Raw genomic sequence first — 16,910 nt, 5'->3', positions numbered from 1 at the left:
GGTTTCAGCCCTTGACCGAGCCGGTCGAGATGCCCTCGACCAGGTGCTTCTGGAAGAGGACGAAGAGCACGAAGACCGGCAGCACGGTCAGGACGGACATGGCGAACAGCTGGCCGTAACTGGAGTCGCCCATCGAGTTGAGGAACATCCGCAGCCCCAGCGGGACCGTGTACTGGCTGCTGTCGTTGAGGTAGACCAGCTGGCTGAAGAAGTCCTCGTAGGTCCAGATGAACGTGAAGGCGGCCGTGGTCACCAGCGCCGGCCGCAGCAGCGGGAAGATCAGGCGCCGGTAGGTCTGGAACGGGTTGCAGCCGTCGATCGCCGCCGCCTGGTCCAGCTCGGGCGGCAGCGAGCGGATGAACTGCACCATCAGGAAGACGAAGAACGCGTCCGTGGCCAGGAACTTCGGGATGACCAGCGGCAGGATCGTGTTGACCCAGCCCAGCTCGTGGAAGAGGAAGTACTGCGGGATCAGCACCGCGTGGTACGGCAGCATGATCGTGGCCAGCATCAGCGCGAACCACAGCTTGCGGAACCGGAAGTCCAGCCGCGCGAAGGCATAGGCCGCCATCGAGCAGGCGAGGACGTTCCCGATCACCGCGAGTACCGAGATGGTCAGCGAGTTGAGGAAGTACGTACCGAAGTCGCCACCGGCGCTCCAGCCCTCGGTGTAGTGCTCGGTGGTCGGGTTGCCGGGGACCGGGGAGGAGCCGCCGAAGATCTCGTTCTCCGGCTTCAGCGAGCTGCCCGTCATCCACAGCAGCGGGTAGACGGTGACGAACGCGCCGGCGGCCAGCGCCGCGTGCAGCGCGAAGCGGCGCCAGGACGGTGCCGTGGTGCCGGCGGGGCGGTTGAGCACGGACATCGGTCAGCTCCTCACATCCGCGTAGTGGACCCAGTACTTGGACGAGAGGAAGGCGATCGCCGAGAAGACCGCGATCACCGCGAAGAGCACCCAGGCAAGCGCCGACGCGTAGCCCATGTGGAACTGGGTGAACCCCTCCTCGTACAGGTAGAGGGTGTAGAAGAGCGTCGAGTCCGAGGGCCCGCCGGTGCCGTTGCTCACCACGTACGCCGGGGTGAACGCCTGGAACGCGCCGATCACCTGGAGCAGCAGGTTGAAGAAGATCAACGGGCTCAGCAGCGGCAGCGTCACCGCGCGGAACCGGGCGATCGGCCCGGCGCCGTCCAGCTCCGCCGCCTCGTACAACTCCTGCGGGATCTGCCGCAGCCCCGCCAGGAAGATGATCATCGGCGAGCCGAACTGCCAGGCCGCCAGCACGATCATGGTCAGCAGCGAGGTGTCGGGGTCGGCGATCCAGGAGTGCCCGGTGTCCGCGCCGAACCACGACAGGAAGTGGTTGAGCAGCCCGTCGGAGCCGAAGAGCTGCCGCCACAGCACCGCGATGGCGACGCTGCCGCCCAGCAGCGACGGCAGATAGTAGACCGCGCGGTAGACCCGCAGCCCGCGCACGCCCCGGTTGAGCAGCATCGCCACGGCCAGCGCGAACGCCAGCCGCGCCGGCACCGAGGCGAAGACATAGGTGAAGGTGACGCGCAGCGCGTTCCAGAACCGCTCGTCGTCGAAGAACGCCTGGCGGTAGTTGTCCAGACCGATCCACTTCGGCGGGTCGAAGAGGTTGAAGTCCGTGAACGACAGCGCCAGCGAGGCGGCCATCGGGCCGAGGACCAGCAGGAAGAAGCCCACCAGCCAGGGCGCCAGGAAGAGATAGCCCCAGCCGTTGTGCCGGTGGCGGGCCCGGACACGGACGCGGGTGCGGGGGGAGGCGCTCATCCCTCGACCACCCCCGCCGCGTAGTCGTAGTAGGCGTCGGCCGCGGCCTCGGGGGAGCGCAGGCCGAAGCCCACGTCCTGGTTGTAGCGGTTGAACTCCGAACGCAGCTCGGTGAAGCCGAGCGGCCACACCCGGGGCAGCGGCGTGGAGTACTCGGCGACCAGGTCCATGTAGTCCAGCGAGACCCGGGTCACCGCGTCCGCGCCCTCGCGCGCCCGGGCGCGCGCGTCGGCGCGCGGCGGGGTGCCCAGCCGGGTGCCCAGCAGCTCCTCGGCCGCCGGGTCGTTGACCAGGAAGTCCACCAGCTCCACCGCCGTGTCCGCGTGCCGGGTCTCGGCGGCGACCGACCACAGGCTGGCCGCGTTGATCCACAGCCCGGGGCGCGCCTCGCCCGGCGCGCTCCGCGAAGGGCCCGGCGGCAGCAGCGCCGCGTACTCGGCCTCGCGCAGCGAGGCGTGCGAGCCGATGTCCTGGGTCCAGGCGAAGGACATCGCGGCCCGGCCGCGCACCATCGGGCTCTGCGCCAGCATGTTGACGCTCTCCGCCGTCATGTCGGCGGGCGGCGCCGCGCCGCTCTCGCGCAGCCGCTGCCACAGCGCCAGCCACTCGGCCAGCCAGTCGACGGGGAACGCCAGGCGGTCGTCCCCGTCGAAGAGTTCGCGCCCGCGCTGGCGCACGAAGAGCTGGAACGCCATCAGGTCGCCGCCGCCGTCCTGGAGGCCGAAGGTCTCCCCGTCCGAGGCGCGGTGCACCTCGCCGGCCAGCTCCTCCAGGTCGTCCCAGGTCCAGGCGCGGTCGTCCGGCAGGTCGCGTCCCGTGACCCCGCGCAGCAGCCCGCGGTCGGCGATCACGGTCAGCGCGTTGGTCGCGGCCACGACGGCGTAGGTCCTGCCCCGGTAGCCGCCGGTGGAACGGGCGCTGGCGTCGACGTCGTCGAGGCGCAGCGCGTCGCCGAGGTAGGAGTCCAGCGGGCGCAGCGCCCCGCGGCCCACGTACTCGGGGAGATAGGTGGCGGCCTGCATCATCAGGTCGGGGGTGTCGCCGCCGGCGGTGCGGGTGGCGAGCTTGTCCCAGTACCCGTCCCAGGGCAGGAACTCGGAGCGGACGCGCGGCCGTCCGGTGCCGGAGTCGCGGAAGGCGCCGACCGCGTCGTTGAGGGCGTCGTTGAGTCCTGGGTCGCCCCACCAGGAGGCGGCCATCCCGGGACCACCTCCCCCGCCGCCACAGCCGGCCGCCACCAGTCCGGTGGCGGCCAGACCGAGCACGGTCCGGCGGGTGGGTCGCGGGGTGGTCGCGGGGTCGCGGGTGTGTCGCGGCATGTTCGGGGCCTCGTGCGGGATTCGAGGACGACGGCACCCGGGTGCCTCGCGGCATCCGGGTCGCACGTCCTGAGACTGGACTTCGCCCGAGTGTGTAACGTTAAACCTGGCTTGTAAACCCCCCTCGCTCGGCTTGTTCCTCTCGCGCCATACTGGGCGCCATGCCACGTGAAGCTTCCGGAGGTCCCCGGCCGGGCGGGCGCCCTTCGCTGAGGGACGTCGCCACGCTCGCCGGCGTGTCGGTGATGACGGTATCCAACGTGGTGCGCGGCGCGCCCAACGTCTCCGACGCGACCCGCCAGCGCGTCCTGGAGACCATCGAACGGATCGGCTACGTGCCGAACTCCTCGGCCCGCAACCTGCGGGCCGGCCGCTCGGGCGCCGTCTCGTTCGCCATTCCGACCATCGACAACTCCTACTTCGCCGAGCTGGCCCGGCTGCTGCTGGACGAGGCCGCCGCGCTCGGCTGGACGGTGCTGATCGAACAGACCAAGGGCGACGGCGAGTTGGAGCGCCGGGCGCTGGCCGGCTACGGGCCGACGCCCACCGACGGGCTGGTCTTCTTCCCGCAGGCGCTGGTCGCCGACGAGGTCGCCGCGCAGGCGGCCGGCCGCCCGCTGGTGCTCCTCGGCGAGCAGGGCGACCGGGGCCCGGGCGACGTGGTGATCGTCGACAACGAGGGCGCGGCGCGGGAGGCCGTCGCGCACCTGCTGGCGCTGGGCCGCCGCAGGGTCGCCGCGGTGGGCGAGTCGCCGGCCGCCGGCACGGAGAACAGCCACCGGCGGATCGCCGGGTACCGCGCCGCGCTGGAGGAGGCGGGGGTGCCGTTCGAGCCGGCGCTGGCGCCGCGCGTCGACCACTACACCCGCGCCGAGGGCGCCGAGGCGGTCGGCGCGCTGCTCGACGGCCCGGCGCCGCCGGACGCGGTCTTCGCGTTCAACGACATGCTCGCCGTCGGGGCGGTGCACGCCGCGCGGGAACGGGGGCTGCGGGTGCCGGAGGACCTGGCCGTCGTCGGCTTCGACGGCACGGACGAGGCGCGGTACTGCAACCCGCCGCTGACGACCGTCGCGCCGGACAAGCGGGGCATCGCCCGGGAGGCGATGCGGCTGCTGAACGAGCGGATCACGCGGGGCGACGACCTGCCCTACCGGACGGTGCGCATGGGGCACGAGTTGCTGGTGCGCGGCAGTTCGCTGGCCGCGGCGGGGAGTTGACGACGGCGGTGGCGCGCGGGCGCGGCGGGGCGCCGCCGCGCGTCGCACGACAGGGGCGGGTCCCTTCCGTGGAGCGGGGCATGTCCCTCGTGGAAGGCGGCCGTCGAGCGGCAGGCGGGGACGTTCCCCCGCCTCCGGGGCGTCAGCCCCCGGACGCGGCGGTGAACTCCCGTCGGCCGGCGTCGCGTTGCCGCCGCGCCACGCCGCCTATCGGGTGACATTGCGCGGTGCCGGCGGCCGGGGTCGCCAGGGTGGGCGCCATGTTCTGGAAGCGAACCCTGCGCCGGGCAGCCGTCTTCGCGCTGCCCGTCGGCCTGCTGCTGACCCCTCTCACGATCACCGCCGCGCCGGTCGCCAGCGCCGCGGTCGCCTGCCCCGTGGTCGAGGACCCGCTGTACGCGGCCAACAACCACGACGTCGACGTCGACCGGATCTCCCCCGACCCCGACTACCGGGACGACTGCCGCCAGCTGTACCGGGCGGACGGCAGGGCGCCCGAGGTGGTCTTCGAGGAGGGCTTCGAGCCGAGGGACGTGGTCGGCGGGCAGTACGACCTGGAGCAGTACGTGCTGGTCAACCAGCCGTCGCCGTTCGTCAGCACCAGCTACGACCACGACCTGTACAAGGGCTGGCGCTCGGCCGGCTACAACTACTACATCGACGCCCCCGGCGGCATCGACGTCAACGCCACCATCGGCGACCAGCACCGCTGGGCCGACCAGGTCGAGGTCGCCTTCCCCGGCGGCATCGCCACCGAGTTCGTCGTCGGCGCCTGTCCGATCGACGCCGACAGCCGCACCGAGATCATGGACGAGTGCGTCGACAACCCGCACTACACCCCCTGGCGCGGCTGAGCCCGCGCCGCGCCTCCGCCCGCCGCCGGCGCTCTCGGCCCGGCGGCGGGCGGACGTCTCAACGGTCCCGGGCTCGGGTCAACGCAGTTCGCCCGTGCAGCACTTGACGCTGCCGCCCGCCTTCAGCAGCTCCGACAGGTCGATGGGGACCGGGTCGAACCCGCGTTCCCGCAGCGGGTCGAGCAGCCCGACGGCGGCCTGCGGCAGCACCACGTGGTGCCCGTCGGAGACCGCGTTCAGCCCCAGCGCCAGCGCGTCCGACTCCGCCGCGACGATCGCCTCGGGGAAGAGCCGCCGCAGCACCGCGCGGCTGCCGGGGGAGAACGCCCCCGGGTAGTACATGACGGTGCTCCGCGCCCCGTCGCCCTCGCCCGGGGCGTCGTCCAGCACGCACAGCGCGGTGTCCAGGTGGTAGAAGCGCGGGTCCACCAGGTCCAGCGCGATCACCGGCCGCCCGAAGTACTCCTGGGCCTCCTGCGGGGCCAGCGGGCTGGAACGGAAGCCGTGGCCGGCCAGCAGCCAGTCGGCCGTCACCGCGAAGTCGCCCTCGCCCTCGTTGGTGTGTTGAGCGCGTTGAAACTCGCTCCGCCCCTGTCCCCGGTGCCACTCCTCGTGCACCGCCGCCTCGCCGTACCGCTCGGGGTGGGCGAACCGGGCGCCCAGCACCCGGTCCTCCAGCAGCAGCCCGCCGTTGGCCGTGAAGACCAGGTCGGGCAGGTCGGGGTGCGGGGTCAGCTCTTCCACCGAGTGGCCGAGCGAGCGATAACAGTCACGCAGATCGCTCCACTGGGCCATCGCCAGTCGCACATCGACAGGCTTGGTCAGGTCCATCCACGGATTGATCGAATACGTGACACGGAAGTGTTCCGGTGGACACATCAGATAGCGACGAGGTCGGTACACCGAGGCTCCTTGTGGGTGAAGGGCCGCTTGGCTTGGTGCGGAACGCACCGCGGTGAGCACAGTGTGCCCAGCACGGGCGCCGTCCACCAGGGCCCACCGATTACCCATCCGAGGCGGCGACAGGGCAGGATGAGTGCAACCCGGAGTACGGCCCGAGGCGCCCCGGTCGCACCCCGGGAGCGTCCGGGAGCGCGCGGGTTTTCCAGGGACGCGGAATAACGCGGGACATCCGAGCGCTGCTCTGCTGACGAGACGGAAGTGAGGCGGTAGGCAGCTGATGGCACGCGAGAGCAGAACCCCCCGCTGGTGGCGTCGTGGTGGTCGGGACGCCGGCGGTGAGGCCGCCGCACTGGCCCGCGAGGAGTCGCTGCTCGCCGTCGCCGAGGCGGGGCTGCCCGTCGCGCCGGCCGCGCGCCCCAGGGGCCCCGGCTGCTCCTGCGCCCGGATCGGCTGTCCCACGCCGGCGCGGCACCCGGTCTCCCTCACCTGGAACGCGGAGGCCACCACCGACCCCGAGCAGGTGCTGCGCTGGCTGCGCGCCGACCCCGAGGCCAACTTCGTCACCGCCACCGGCCGCGCCCACGACGTGCTCGACGTGCCGCTGGCCGCCGGCCACCAGGCGCTGGAACGTTTGGCCGCCGACGGGGTCGAGGTCGGCCCCGTCGCCGTGGTCGACCCCGACCGGATGCTCTTCTTCACCGCGACCAGGGGCACCCCGGACGACGAGGACGAGTGGTGGCCCTGCGAACTGGACTGCCACCCCGAGACGGTGGACGAACACCACGGGCTGCGCTGGCACTGCCGGGGCAGCTATGTGCTGCTGCCGCCCTCCCGACTCACCGAGGACGGGCGCGAGGGCGCGCGGTGGCTGCGGGGCCCCGAGCACCCGCTGCCCGACCCGTTGGCGCTGCTGGAGACCCTGACCGACGCCTGCGCCAGCCATCGAGAGCCGGCCTGGCCGAGCTGAGCCGACACCGCCCGCGCGGGACGACCGGGCGGGAAGCACGCACAGCCACGAGCGACCACGGGGAACGGGGAGGGGCCATGGTGCCCCTCCCCGTTCCCCGTGCGGGTCGTGCTGACGCGTCGAAGCCCGCGGGGGGCTCGCGCGTTACTCGCCCAGCGCGTTGAAGACGCCCGCGAGCCGGGAACGCAGATCCACCGGGTCCTCGCCCTCCGGCACATAGGCCGTGAACGTCGCGAAGCGCTGGAGCGTCACCGCCCGGTCCGCCGTGCCCTGCATCAGGGGCTTCACCCGGTCGTCCACCACCGGCGTCTCGCCCTCGGCCCAGGTCTGCTTCTCGTCCATCCGCATCGTGAAGAGCACCAGCGCCCCGCCGTCGGCGGTCCGCACCGCGAACGACGGGTGGTCCGCCTCCTCCTGCGGCACGTCGGCGTAGTCGGTCTGGCTCGCCGCGTCCTCGGCCCGCTCGTCCCTGACCGCCAGCGTCTCCGAGGTGTGCGGGCCGCCGAGGAACGAGCCCTGGCCCTCCTGGAGATAGGTGGCGTACGTCTCGCCCAGCTCACCCGGCACCACCGAAAGGCCGGTGTTCTCGCTGGAGACCTGCAACTCCTCCAGATAGCCGTCACCGTCCTCGGCGAACTCCGGGATGGCCGACGGCGCGAGCACCGACAGGTAACGCGCCTTCCACGGCTCGTCGACGCTGTTCCGCGCGAACGTGAGCAGCCAGTTGTGCTCGCTGTCCGGCACGTCGAGCTGGGTGTCCACCATGAAGAACTTGGGCCACCCGGACTGCTGCGGAATCAGGAAGCGCGGCTCGACCGGCGACAGCGGCTCGCGGACGGTCGGCTCCTCGCCCGCCGCCTCCGCCTCCTCGGCCAAAGCGCCCTGGGCGACCATCGAGGCGCCGTTGATCTCCGCCAGCGCGCCGCCCTCGACCGTCGCGTTCAGCTCCGGATCGAAGGCGCCCCACGCCTCGTTGCTGACCTCGAAGTAGTGGTCCAGGACCTCCTGGGCCTCCTCCTCCGTGGTCGCCGGCACCACGGCTGTCTCGCCGCGTACCGTCATGCACCCCGACAGGGACGTGACCGTGGCCAGGGCCACGAACAGCCCCGCCGTGGTCGTCGTCAGTCGTGCGCGCAGCCGCATCTCCTCGGCCCTCCCCGTCGTGTGTCGCTTCGGCCCCCGATGGTAGCCGTGCCGGGAGCGGTCGCGTGCGGCGGCTGTCGCACCGGCGGCCTGACGGACGCCGGGCGGCGCGTGGCATGATGCCACGCATGGTGGGGACGGGGCGGACGTTGGGTTACGGAGCCGCCGTCGCGCGGCTCGCCGAGGCGCAGAAGACCGCCAGGGGCGTCTCCCTCTACTCCCGGCACGTGAACCGCCCCGTCGGACGCCGACTGGCCGCCGCCGCCTACCGCCTGGGGCTCGGCCCCCACCAGGTCACGCTGCTCAGCGCCGCCGTCAGCGGCGCCGCGCTGGCCGCCGTCGCCCTCGCCGAGCCGTCCTGGGCGTGGGGGTGCGCCGTCTGGTTCGGGCTCTTCCTCGGCTTCGCCCTGGACTCGGCCGACGGCCAACTCGCCCGGCTGCTCGGCCGGTCGGGGCCGGCCGGCGAATGGCTCGACCACGCCGTGGACCTCGCGAAGATCACCGCGTTGCACGCCGTGGTGCTGATCACCTTCCACCGCCACTTCGCACTGCCGGGCGACGGCTGGCTGTTGCTGCCGCTCGGCTTCCAACTCGCCCACCTGCTGCTCTTCTTCGGCGGCCTGCTCGCCGAGCAGCTGCGCCGCCACGCACCTTCCACCGCGCCGCCGCCCGCCCCCTCGCGCCGGCGCGCGCTGGCGCTGCTGCCCGTCGACTACGGCACCCTCTGCCTGCTCTTCGTGCTGCTCGGCGACGAACGCGCCTTCCGCTACGGCTATCTCGCCCTCGGCTGCGCCTACGTGCTGTGCTGCGCGGGCTTCTCCGTGCGCTGGTTCCGCGCGCTCTCGGCGCTCAACGCGTCCAGCACGCCGCGCAGTTGAGTGCTGGAGGTGTGCACCGTGTACGGGAAGTACACGATCCGCACGCCCACCGTGGCGAAGTCGCGCTCCAACTTCTCGCCCCGGGCCGTGCCCCGCCAGTCGTCGCCCTTGAACAGCACGTCGAACCGCACCTGCCGCCAGGTCTCCAGCTTGTCCGGCACGGTCTCCACGAACGCCGCGTCGACATGGCGGATGCCGCGCACGATCTCCAGCCGCTCCACCAGCGGCACCACCGGCGGCCTGCCCTTGGCCAGCGCCGCCATCTCGTCCGAGACGACCCCGGCCACCAGATGGTCGCAGTGACTCCTGGCGTGCCGAAGGATGTTGAGATGCCCCACGTGGAAGAGGTCGTAGACCCCCGGCGCGTACCCCACGGTCCCCATGACGTCCGTACCCCCCACTGGCCGGTGCCCATCCCGGGCGCCCCCTGTCCGGGGCGCCCCGCCGCGTCGTCCGGAGCCTAACCCGGGGTCGGCCGTCGCCGGAGGGGGAACGGCCAACCCGCCCCCGGGCGAACGGGATTGGCCGGAATCCACACCCGCGACGCCGGCCGGACCGCCAACCCCGGGCCGCCGCACGGCCGTTCTCCGGCCGATGTCCGCCACACCGTCCTCCGTTCCCCGCCCGTCGTGGGATGCTGACGCACGGTCGTGCCGTACCGGTCGCGCGCCGATAAGCTGTGCGCCACCGCTGCCAGGGAGGTCCCCCGCTGTCACGGACGCCGCCACGGAGGCCACGTGCCCCGACGGTGGAGAAGTGGAGAAGAGAAGCGTCGTGAGCGACCCGCAGGCACCCGGCGGTGAACGTCTGCTGCTGGTATCCACCAACTACGCGCCCGAGCAGGCCGGGATCGGCCCCTACGCCACCCAGCTCGCCGAGCACTGGGCGACCGCGCGCGACGCCGAGGTGCACGTCCTGGCCGGCCTGCCGCACTACCCGGCCTGGCGCGTCGACCCGGAGTACCGGGGGCGCTGGCGGCTGGTCGACGCACGGGACGGCGTCCTGGTGCACCGCCGCCGGCACTATGTCCCGGGCCGGCAGAGCGCGTTACGGCGCGCCGCCTACGAGGGCACCATCCTCGGCCACGGGCTGCTCGCCCCGCCCCGGATGGCCAGGCCGGACGCCGTCGTCGCCCAGGTGCCGAGCCTCGCCGGCGGGCTGCTCGCCGCCCGGATCGCCGCCCGCCACCGGGTGCCCTTCGTGCCCGTCGTGCAGGACCTGATGGGCGCCGCCGCCGCGCAGAGCGGCATCGCCGGCGGCGGGCGGGTCGCCGCGCTGGCCGCCGGGATCGAGCGGCGGATGCTGGCGCGGGCCACCCTGGTCGGCGTCATCCACGAGTCGTTCGCCGAGGGGGTCGGCGCCCTCGGCGTTCCCGCCGCGCGCATCCGGCTCGTCCCCAACTGGTCGCATGTCACGCCCCCCACGCGCCCGCGCGCGGCCGTCCGCGCACGCCTGGGCTGGCCCCAGGAGCGCACCGTGCTGCTGCACTCCGGCAACATGGGCGTCAAGCAGGGGCTCGACGTGCTGGTCGAGACCGCGAGGCGGGCGCCCGAACTCCACGTGGTGCTGATGGGCGACGGCTCCTGCCGCGCCCGACTGGCCGCCGCCGCCGAGGGGTTGCCCAACGTCGAGCTGCTGCCGCCGGCGCCCGAGGCCGAGTTCACCGACGTCCTGGCCGCCGCCGACGTGCTGCTGGTCACCCAGCGCGCCAGCGTGCTGGACATGAGCGTCCCCTCCAAGCTGACCTCCTACTTCGTGGCCGGCCGCCCGGTACTCGCCTCCGTCGCCGGCGACGGGGGCACGGCCGCCGAACTGCGCCGCTCCGGCGGCGGCAGGCTGGTGCCGCCCGAGGACCCGGACGCGCTGGCCGACGCCGCCCGCGCGCTGGCGGCCGACCCGGCCGGCGCCGCCGCGCTCGGCGCCGCGGGCGCCGCCTACGCCGCCGGCCACCTCAGCCGCGCCGCCGGCCTCGCCCGGGTCTCCGCGCTGCTCGACGAGGCCCTGACCGCGCACGCGCCGGCGCGCGTGCGCGCCGTGCGCCCCGCGCTCCCAGGGGCGCCCGCGTGAGCGCGGTCGCCGGCGCCGAACGCGCCGCCGCCCCGCACCAGCCGTGGGACGAGCCCGACCTGCTGCGCGACCAGTTCCGCCAACTGCTCCGCTACCGCGCCCTGATCATCTGCGGCATCCTGCTCGGCCTGGCGGGCGGCGCCTGGCTCGGCCTCACCGCCAACGAGCGCTACGTCGCCACCGGCGAGGTCAGCCTCCGCACCCCGACGGCCGACCCGTTCGCCGCCCCCGCCCCCATGGACCGGGTCGCCATGGGCTCCGAACGCCGCACCGCCGTCAGCGACATCGTCGCCGAGCGCGCCGCCCAGACCCTCGGCACCTCCGAGAGCGTCGGCCGCCTCAAACGCGGCCTGACCGTCACCAACCCGCCCAACACGCAGGTGCTGCGCTTCGCCTACAGCGCCTCCGACCCCGAGGCCGCCGCCCAGCGCGCCGGCGCGTTCGTCACCGCCTACCTCGCCAACCGGCAGGCCGACGCCGACGAGACCATCACCCAGAACGTCGCCTCCCTCGAAGGCCAGCGCGAACCGCTGCTGGAGCGCCGCGACCAGCTCCAGGCCGAGGTGGACACCCTGATCGAGGGCACCTCCGCCTACGACCTGGCGGTGGCCGACCTCTCCCAGGTCGTCGGCCGGATCGCCGAACTCAACTCCGACATCAGCGCGTTGCGCGCCCTGGACACCACGGGCGGCCGGGTCATCACCGAGGCCACCCCGCCCTCCTCGCCCGCGGGACCGGGACTGCCGCTGCTGCTCGGCCTCGGCTACGTGGTCGGCATCGGCCTCGGCCTGCTCGCCGCCTGGGTGCGGCTGGTCTTCGACCCCACCGTCCGCTCCGCGGGCGACGTCACCCGCGCGCTGCGCGCGCCGGTGCTCGGCGTGCTTCCGCGCGCCGGGCGCGACCCGGAACAGCTGCTGGCCGAGGGCAGGCTGGCCGAGGAGTACCGCTCGATCGCGTTCCGCCTCGCCTACGACGAGGCGTTCGCCCAGCGCCGCCGGCTGCTCGTGGTCGCGCCGCGCGGCGGCATCGACACCCCGCTGGCCGCCGCCGTCAACGTCACCGCCGCCTTCGCCGAGATGGGCATGAACGCGCTGTTGGTCGAGGCCGACCTGCGCACCCCGACCCTCACCGAGCAGCTGCGCCACGCCGACGGCGTGGCCCCCGGCTGGGCGCACGCCCCGGCGCGCGCCGAAGGCGGCGGCTGGCCGGCCGGGATGCGGGTGCCGATAGACGCGGGGGAGTCCGGCATCTTCGACCTGGTCCCCGGCCGCCGGGTCCGCAACGTGCCGCGCGCCCTGACCTCCCCTGCCGCCACCGAACTCATCGCCCACGCCGACGTGCGCGGCTCCGTCGTCGTGGTGCTGGCGCCGCCCGTCCTCTCCTACGCCGACGCCATCGCGCTGACCGACCGCGTCGACGGCGTGCTGGTCGTCTGCGACCCGGCCGAGGTGCGCCGCGAGGATCTGGCGCGGGTCCGCGAACTGGTCGTCGGCGCCGGCGGATCGCTGCTCGGCGCCGTACTCCACTCCTGGGGCAACGGCTCCGAGCACACGCGCGGCCAGCCCGCGGCGCCCCGCGACGCCCCCGCCGACCCGGCGCCCCGCACGCCGCCGGGACAGCCCCCGGGAGCGCGGGGGCGCCCCGGCGCCGAACGCGGCGAGGGCAACGCGGAGACCATGGGCCTGCGCGTCCTCGACCCCGCCGAGCTGGAGGACGGCGACCCCCGCCACCGCATCTGACCCCGCGCGCCGACCGCCCCACCCGCCGGCGCGCACGCCACCGTCCGCGCGCCGGAGTTCACCCCGGGGCACGCGACCCGGGCCCGCCCCGGTCGCCGCCCCCTTCCCGAAGCCCCGCCCCCTTCCCGAGCACCCCGTCCACCCGTTCCCACTGACCCCCGCAGTGAGCAGAGAAAACACGCAGTGAGCAAAGACAACGGCGCCCGCCCGGCGACCCCCGCCGAGCCCCCGACGCCCCCGACTCCCCGCACCTCCCTGACCTCGTCCTCCCTGGCGGCCGTCGCCGACCAGGGCGTGGCCGCCCTCACCAACATCGCGGTGGTGATCGTCGCCGCCCGCCAGTCCACGGCCGACGACTTCGCCTCCTTCGCCGTCGTCTACACGGTGTTCGCGGTGCTCCTCGGCGCGGCCGGCGCCTACGTCGGCCAGCCCCTCGTCCTGCGGAAGGGCGCCGACTTCACGCTCAACCGCCACTGCTGGGACGCCGCGACCTTCACCCTCGCCGGCTCCGCCGCCGTCGGCGCGGTCCTCGCCCTGGCCACGTTCGCCCTCCCGGGCGGTACCGCCGCCGGACTCGCCTCGCTCGGCCTGGTGCTGCCGATCGTCCTCACCCAGGACATCCTGCGCTACGCCTGCTCGCTACTGGGCATACCCCCGCTCGCCCTGGCCGGGGACGTGCTGCGGCTGGCCGTCGTCGTTCCCGTGCTGGCGGCCCAGTCGCACGGCACGGGACCCGGCCAACTCGTCCTGGCCTGGGGGCTGTCGGCCGCCCCCGCGCTGCTGCTCACCGGCGGGCTGCTCGCCTGGCGCACCCGCGACGTGCGCGGCGTTCGCCCGGCCCGGCTGCTGGGCCACCGCCACCTCGGGCGACGCTTCGTCGTCGAGTTCGGCGTCGGCAACGCCGCCTCCCAACTGGCCATCATCTGCCTGGGGTTGCTGGCCAACCCGCTGGTCGTCGGCGCGCTGCGCGGCGCCGGCACCCTCTTCGGACCGCTCAACGTCCTCTTCAACTCCGCCACCGCCTTCGGCCCCCCGCTGCTCAACCGCCGCCCGGGGCCGCACCCGCAGGCCCGCGCCGCGCTGGGCGCGGGCGGCGCGCTCGCCGCGACGGCCGTCGTGTGGGCGACGGCGCTGACCGTGCTGCCCGACACCATGGGCCGCGAACTCCTCGGCGACACCTGGGACTCGGCCTCCGAGATCCTCACCGCGACCGGCGGCCAGTACGCGTTCATGGCGCTGGGCACCTGCGGCCTGCTGCTGCTCCGCGTGCTGACCCCCCGCGCCACCCTCCCCATCCAGCTGGTCTTCTCCACGCTCTCCGTCGTCGCGCTGTTCGTCGGGTACGCCACCGGCGGCGTCCTCGGCGCCGCATGGGGCCTCGCGCTCGGCTCCGCGGCCAAGGCCCTGGCCTCCTGGCTCCGCGCCGCCCTGGAACTCCGCACGGTGGTCCGCGCCTGAGCCTCTCGCGCCCCCGGCCGCCGTCGGCCGGGGGCGAAACGGGTTCGTCTCCGGCGGACGATCATTGTTACCTTCTGCTGGACGGCCGGGCCGAGCGGCCGTCTTCGGACGGGGAGGGACAGCGTGAACGGCCAGGCGAGGACCACGACGCTCTGGCGGCCCACCGGGCCCGCCGAGCTGGAGCTGGTGCGCGCCGCCGGCTGGCGCGCCTGGCCGCCCCGGCTGCCGGAGCAGCCGATCTTCTACCCCGTGCTCAACGAGGACTACGCCGTCCGCATCGCCCGCGACTGGAACGTCAAGCACGACGGTGCCGGCTTCGTCACCCGCTTCGAGATGGACTCGGCGTTTCTCGCCCGTTACCCGGTGCGCCGGGCCGGCGGCCGGACCATTCTCGAACTGTGGGTTCCTGCCGAGGAGTTGGACGAGTTCAACGCCCATCTGGTCGGCGAGATCACGCTGGTCCACACCTTCCGTTGACCAGCGTGGGGCGGGGCTGACCACCGCCCCCGGCATGCCGCGCGGCTCCCCGCGCGGCCCCAGGCCGCCCGGTGCCGGGGCGCGCCGCCGGTCGGCGGGTCAGAGCACCGGCGGGCTCGGCTCGTAGTCCTCGGCCCCGCCGAAGTGGGTCTCGACGGACTCCGCCCAACTGCCGTCGGCGACCATCCGCGCCAGGGCCGCGTCGATCGAGTCGGCCAGCTCCGTCTCGCCCTTGGGGACGCCCACGCCGTACTCGTAGGGGCCGCCGAGGCTGAGCCCCGCCAGCCGGTACACGCCGGGTTCCGCGGAGGCGTACCCGGCCAGCGTGGCGTCGTCCGTGGTCACGGCGTCGACCTGGCCGGAGGCGAGTGCGTCGAGGCACTCGCCGTAGGTGGCCTGCTCCACCAGCGTCACCCCCGGGGCCAGCCCGTCGCTCACGGCCCGCGCGGAAGTGCTGCCCGAGACCGAGCAGAGGACGCGGTCGTTGAGCTCGGACACGTCGGTCAGCTCGTCGTCGGCGCGTAGCAGCAGGTCCTGGCGGGAGGAGAGATAGGGGCCGGCGAAGTCGACCTCGGTCATGCGCTCGTCGGTGATGGTGAAGGCGGCCACCAGGAAGTCCACCTCACCCGTCTGAAGCATCGTGACGCGCTCGGGGGCCGGGGCCTCCACCCAGTCGATGTCCTCCTCGGCGTAGCCGAGTTCGGCGGCGACATAGCGGGCCACGTCCGCGTCGAAGCCGGCCGGTTCGCCCTCGGGGGTGAGGACGCTCATCCCGGGCTGGTCGAACCGGACGCCGATGGACACGGTCCCCCCGCCCTCGCCGCCGCCGTCGTCGGCCGGTCCGTCCGTGGGGGAACCGTCCGCCGGTCCGTCCGTGGGGGAGTCGTCGGCCGAGGCGTCGCCGCCGTCGTTCGGCAGCAACCAGGCGAGCAGCGTCACCGCCGCCCCGACGGCCACCAGCCCGCCCCCGGCCAGCAGCGGCGCCCGCCGCCGGCCGCGCGCGGCCCGCGGCGCGGTGCGGGGAGGCGGGGGCGGCGGGGGCGCGGTCCGCGCGGGCGCCTCCGGCGGCCCGTCGCTCGCCGGCCCCGGCGCGGACGTCGATTCCGGCTCCGGTTCCGATTCCGGCTCGGGCTCCGGGGCCGGCACCGGCGGCCGGTCCGTCGCGGTGACCGTGGGGTGCGCCCACGGCGACGCCTCGGCCGGCGCCCCCGGAGCCGCCGCCGGTTCGGAAGCCTCCGGCTCCGGGGCGTGCAGCCGCCGGTACGCGGGCAGTTCGGCCAGCGCGTACGAGACGCCGCACCGGCGCACGATCTCCTCGGGCGTCGGCCGCTCGGCCGGCTCACGGGCCACGCACCGGCGGATCAACGCGGCGAGGTCGGGCTCCACGCCCGCCACGTCCACCTCCCCGTACACCACCCGGTACCCGACGACCGGCCACTCGCCGCTCCCGTACGGGGGGCGGCCGGTCGCGGCGGCGGCCATCGTCGCCCCCAGCGCGAACACGTCGGCGGCCGGCCCCGCCGCACCACCCAGCAGCACCTCGGGCGCCGAGTAGCCGACGGTCCCCGGGGTGTGGCCGGTGTGCGTCAACGCGGTCTGCTCGTCGCCCCGCGCTATCCCGAAGTCGATCAACTGGGGGCCGCCGGGGGCCAGGATCACGTTGTGCGGCTTGACGTCCCTGTGCACCACCCCGTGCGCGTGCACCGCGACCAGCGCCTCCGCCAGGGCCGCGAACAGACCCGTGCACAGGGCGGGTTCGAGCGGGGTGCCGCGCGAGGCGCGCAGCAGCGTCGGGCCCGGCACGAACTCGGTCGCCAGCCAGTGCGGCGGCTCCTCCAGCGACGCCCCGACCAGCCGCGCCGTGTAGGGGCCGCGGACCGTCCGCACGGTCGCGACCTCCCTCCGGAACCGCGCCAACGCGTCGGCGCTCTCCGCGATGTCCTCGCGGATCACCTTGATCGCCACCTGCATCCCACCCGGCGACCGCGCCAGGTACACCCGCCCCATGCCGCCACTGCCCAACCGCGCGAGCAGCGTGAACTCGCCCAGCCGCACCGGGTCCTGACTCGTCAGAGGGTCCACGGGCCCCACTC

15 protein-coding genes are annotated in these 16,910 nt (G+C 74.3%); 8 read left to right on the top strand and 7 right to left on the bottom strand.

What is annotated here, in order from left to right; all coding sequences use genetic code 11:
• Positions 1-4 precede the first annotated feature (4 nt).
• From FH715_RS10985 to FH715_RS10975, 3 genes are read right to left on the bottom strand one after another with little or no spacing between them, the layout of a single operon-like run.
• Positions 5-865 carry a carbohydrate ABC transporter permease gene (locus tag FH715_RS10985; RefSeq protein ID WP_139643759.1) on the bottom strand — a complete coding sequence of 287 codons (861 nt, stop codon included), beginning with the start codon at positions 863-865 and terminating at the stop codon, positions 5-7.
• Between the two features lie 3 nt (positions 866-868).
• A complete protein-coding gene (locus FH715_RS10980) occupies positions 869-1,795 on the bottom strand; it encodes a carbohydrate ABC transporter permease (RefSeq protein ID WP_139643756.1) in 927 nt (308 codons plus the stop codon).
• Positions 1,792-3,114 carry an ABC transporter substrate-binding protein gene (locus FH715_RS10975; protein ID WP_139643753.1) on the bottom strand — a complete coding sequence of 441 codons (1,323 nt, stop codon included), beginning with the start codon at positions 3,112-3,114 and terminating at the stop codon, positions 1,792-1,794. The genes FH715_RS10980 and FH715_RS10975 overlap by 4 nt, the downstream gene beginning before the upstream one ends.
• A 161-nt stretch (positions 3,115-3,275) precedes the next feature.
• Between FH715_RS10975 and FH715_RS10970 the strand changes: the two genes are divergently transcribed.
• Both FH715_RS10970 and FH715_RS10965 read left to right on the top strand, forming a co-directional pair.
• Positions 3,276-4,331 carry a LacI family DNA-binding transcriptional regulator gene (locus FH715_RS10970; protein ID WP_139643751.1) on the top strand — a complete coding sequence of 352 codons (1,056 nt, stop codon included), beginning with the start codon at positions 3,276-3,278 and terminating at the stop codon, positions 4,329-4,331.
• Between the two features lie 260 nt (positions 4,332-4,591).
• Positions 4,592-5,185, top strand: coding sequence for an ADP-ribosyltransferase (locus tag FH715_RS10965; RefSeq protein ID WP_139643748.1), 594 nt, complete (start codon positions 4,592-4,594; stop codon positions 5,183-5,185).
• 78 nt (positions 5,186-5,263) lie between these two features.
• Here FH715_RS10965 and ddaH read toward each other — a convergent pair whose 3' ends face one another.
• Positions 5,264-6,136, bottom strand: coding sequence for a dimethylargininase (gene ddaH, locus FH715_RS10960; RefSeq protein WP_342782169.1), 873 nt, complete (start codon positions 6,134-6,136; stop codon positions 5,264-5,266).
• A gap of 229 nt (positions 6,137-6,365) precedes the next feature.
• Here ddaH and FH715_RS10955 point away from each other — a divergent pair, with 229 nt between their 5' ends.
• Positions 6,366-7,055: a bifunctional DNA primase/polymerase gene (locus FH715_RS10955; protein WP_139643745.1), complete on the top strand. Its 690-nt coding sequence runs from the start codon at positions 6,366-6,368 to the stop codon at positions 7,053-7,055.
• 144 nt (positions 7,056-7,199) lie between these two features.
• On the opposite strand, the gene FH715_RS10950 is transcribed toward FH715_RS10955, so the two are convergent.
• Positions 7,200-8,198, bottom strand: a complete 999-nt coding sequence (locus FH715_RS10950; RefSeq protein ID WP_139643742.1) for an SCO2278 family lipoprotein — start codon at positions 8,196-8,198, stop codon at positions 7,200-7,202.
• Between the two features lie 128 nt (positions 8,199-8,326).
• On the opposite strand from FH715_RS10950, the gene FH715_RS10945 reads away from it, so the two are divergent.
• Positions 8,327-9,076, top strand: a complete 750-nt coding sequence (locus FH715_RS10945; RefSeq protein WP_246108673.1) for a CDP-alcohol phosphatidyltransferase family protein — start codon at positions 8,327-8,329, stop codon at positions 9,074-9,076.
• On the opposite strand, the gene FH715_RS10940 is transcribed toward FH715_RS10945, so the two are convergent.
• Entirely contained in the window at positions 8,992-9,459 is a 468-nt protein-coding gene (locus FH715_RS10940) for an FAD synthase family protein (protein WP_139643735.1), read from the bottom strand. The two genes, FH715_RS10945 and FH715_RS10940, sit on opposite strands and share 85 nt — an antisense overlap.
• A gap of 391 nt (positions 9,460-9,850) precedes the next feature.
• On the opposite strand from FH715_RS10940, the gene FH715_RS10935 reads away from it, so the two are divergent.
• The 4 genes from FH715_RS10935 (at position 9,851) to FH715_RS10920 (ending at position 14,817) form a co-directional block, all read left to right on the top strand.
• Positions 9,851-11,143 carry a glycosyltransferase gene (locus tag FH715_RS10935; protein WP_246108672.1) on the top strand — a complete coding sequence of 431 codons (1,293 nt, stop codon included), beginning with the start codon at positions 9,851-9,853 and terminating at the stop codon, positions 11,141-11,143.
• Positions 11,140-12,882, top strand: a complete 1,743-nt coding sequence (locus FH715_RS10930; RefSeq protein WP_139643730.1) for a lipopolysaccharide biosynthesis protein — start codon at positions 11,140-11,142, stop codon at positions 12,880-12,882. The genes FH715_RS10935 and FH715_RS10930 overlap by 4 nt, the downstream gene beginning before the upstream one ends.
• A gap of 183 nt (positions 12,883-13,065) precedes the next feature.
• Positions 13,066-14,340 carry an MATE family efflux transporter gene (locus FH715_RS10925; protein ID WP_246108671.1) on the top strand — a complete coding sequence of 425 codons (1,275 nt, stop codon included), beginning with the start codon at positions 13,066-13,068 and terminating at the stop codon, positions 14,338-14,340.
• A 123-nt stretch (positions 14,341-14,463) separates the two neighbouring features.
• Complete coding sequence (locus FH715_RS10920; RefSeq protein WP_139643727.1) at positions 14,464-14,817, top strand: hypothetical protein; 354 nt, start codon at positions 14,464-14,466, stop codon at positions 14,815-14,817.
• A 99-nt stretch (positions 14,818-14,916) separates the two neighbouring features.
• On the opposite strand, the gene FH715_RS10915 is transcribed toward FH715_RS10920, so the two are convergent.
• Positions 14,917-16,899, bottom strand: coding sequence for a bifunctional serine/threonine-protein kinase/glutamate ABC transporter substrate-binding protein (locus FH715_RS10915; RefSeq protein ID WP_139643724.1), 1,983 nt, complete (start codon positions 16,897-16,899; stop codon positions 14,917-14,919).
• Positions 16,900-16,910: the final 11 nt, after the last annotated feature.

Origin of the sequence: Streptomyces sedi, from assembly GCF_006335015.1 — a bacterium.
Classification (GTDB): Bacteria; Actinomycetota; Actinomycetes; order Streptomycetales; family Streptomycetaceae; genus Streptomyces; species Streptomyces sedi.
Note: the sequence above shows the minus strand (reverse complement) of the source record. Positions and strands in the feature narration are given on the sequence as shown.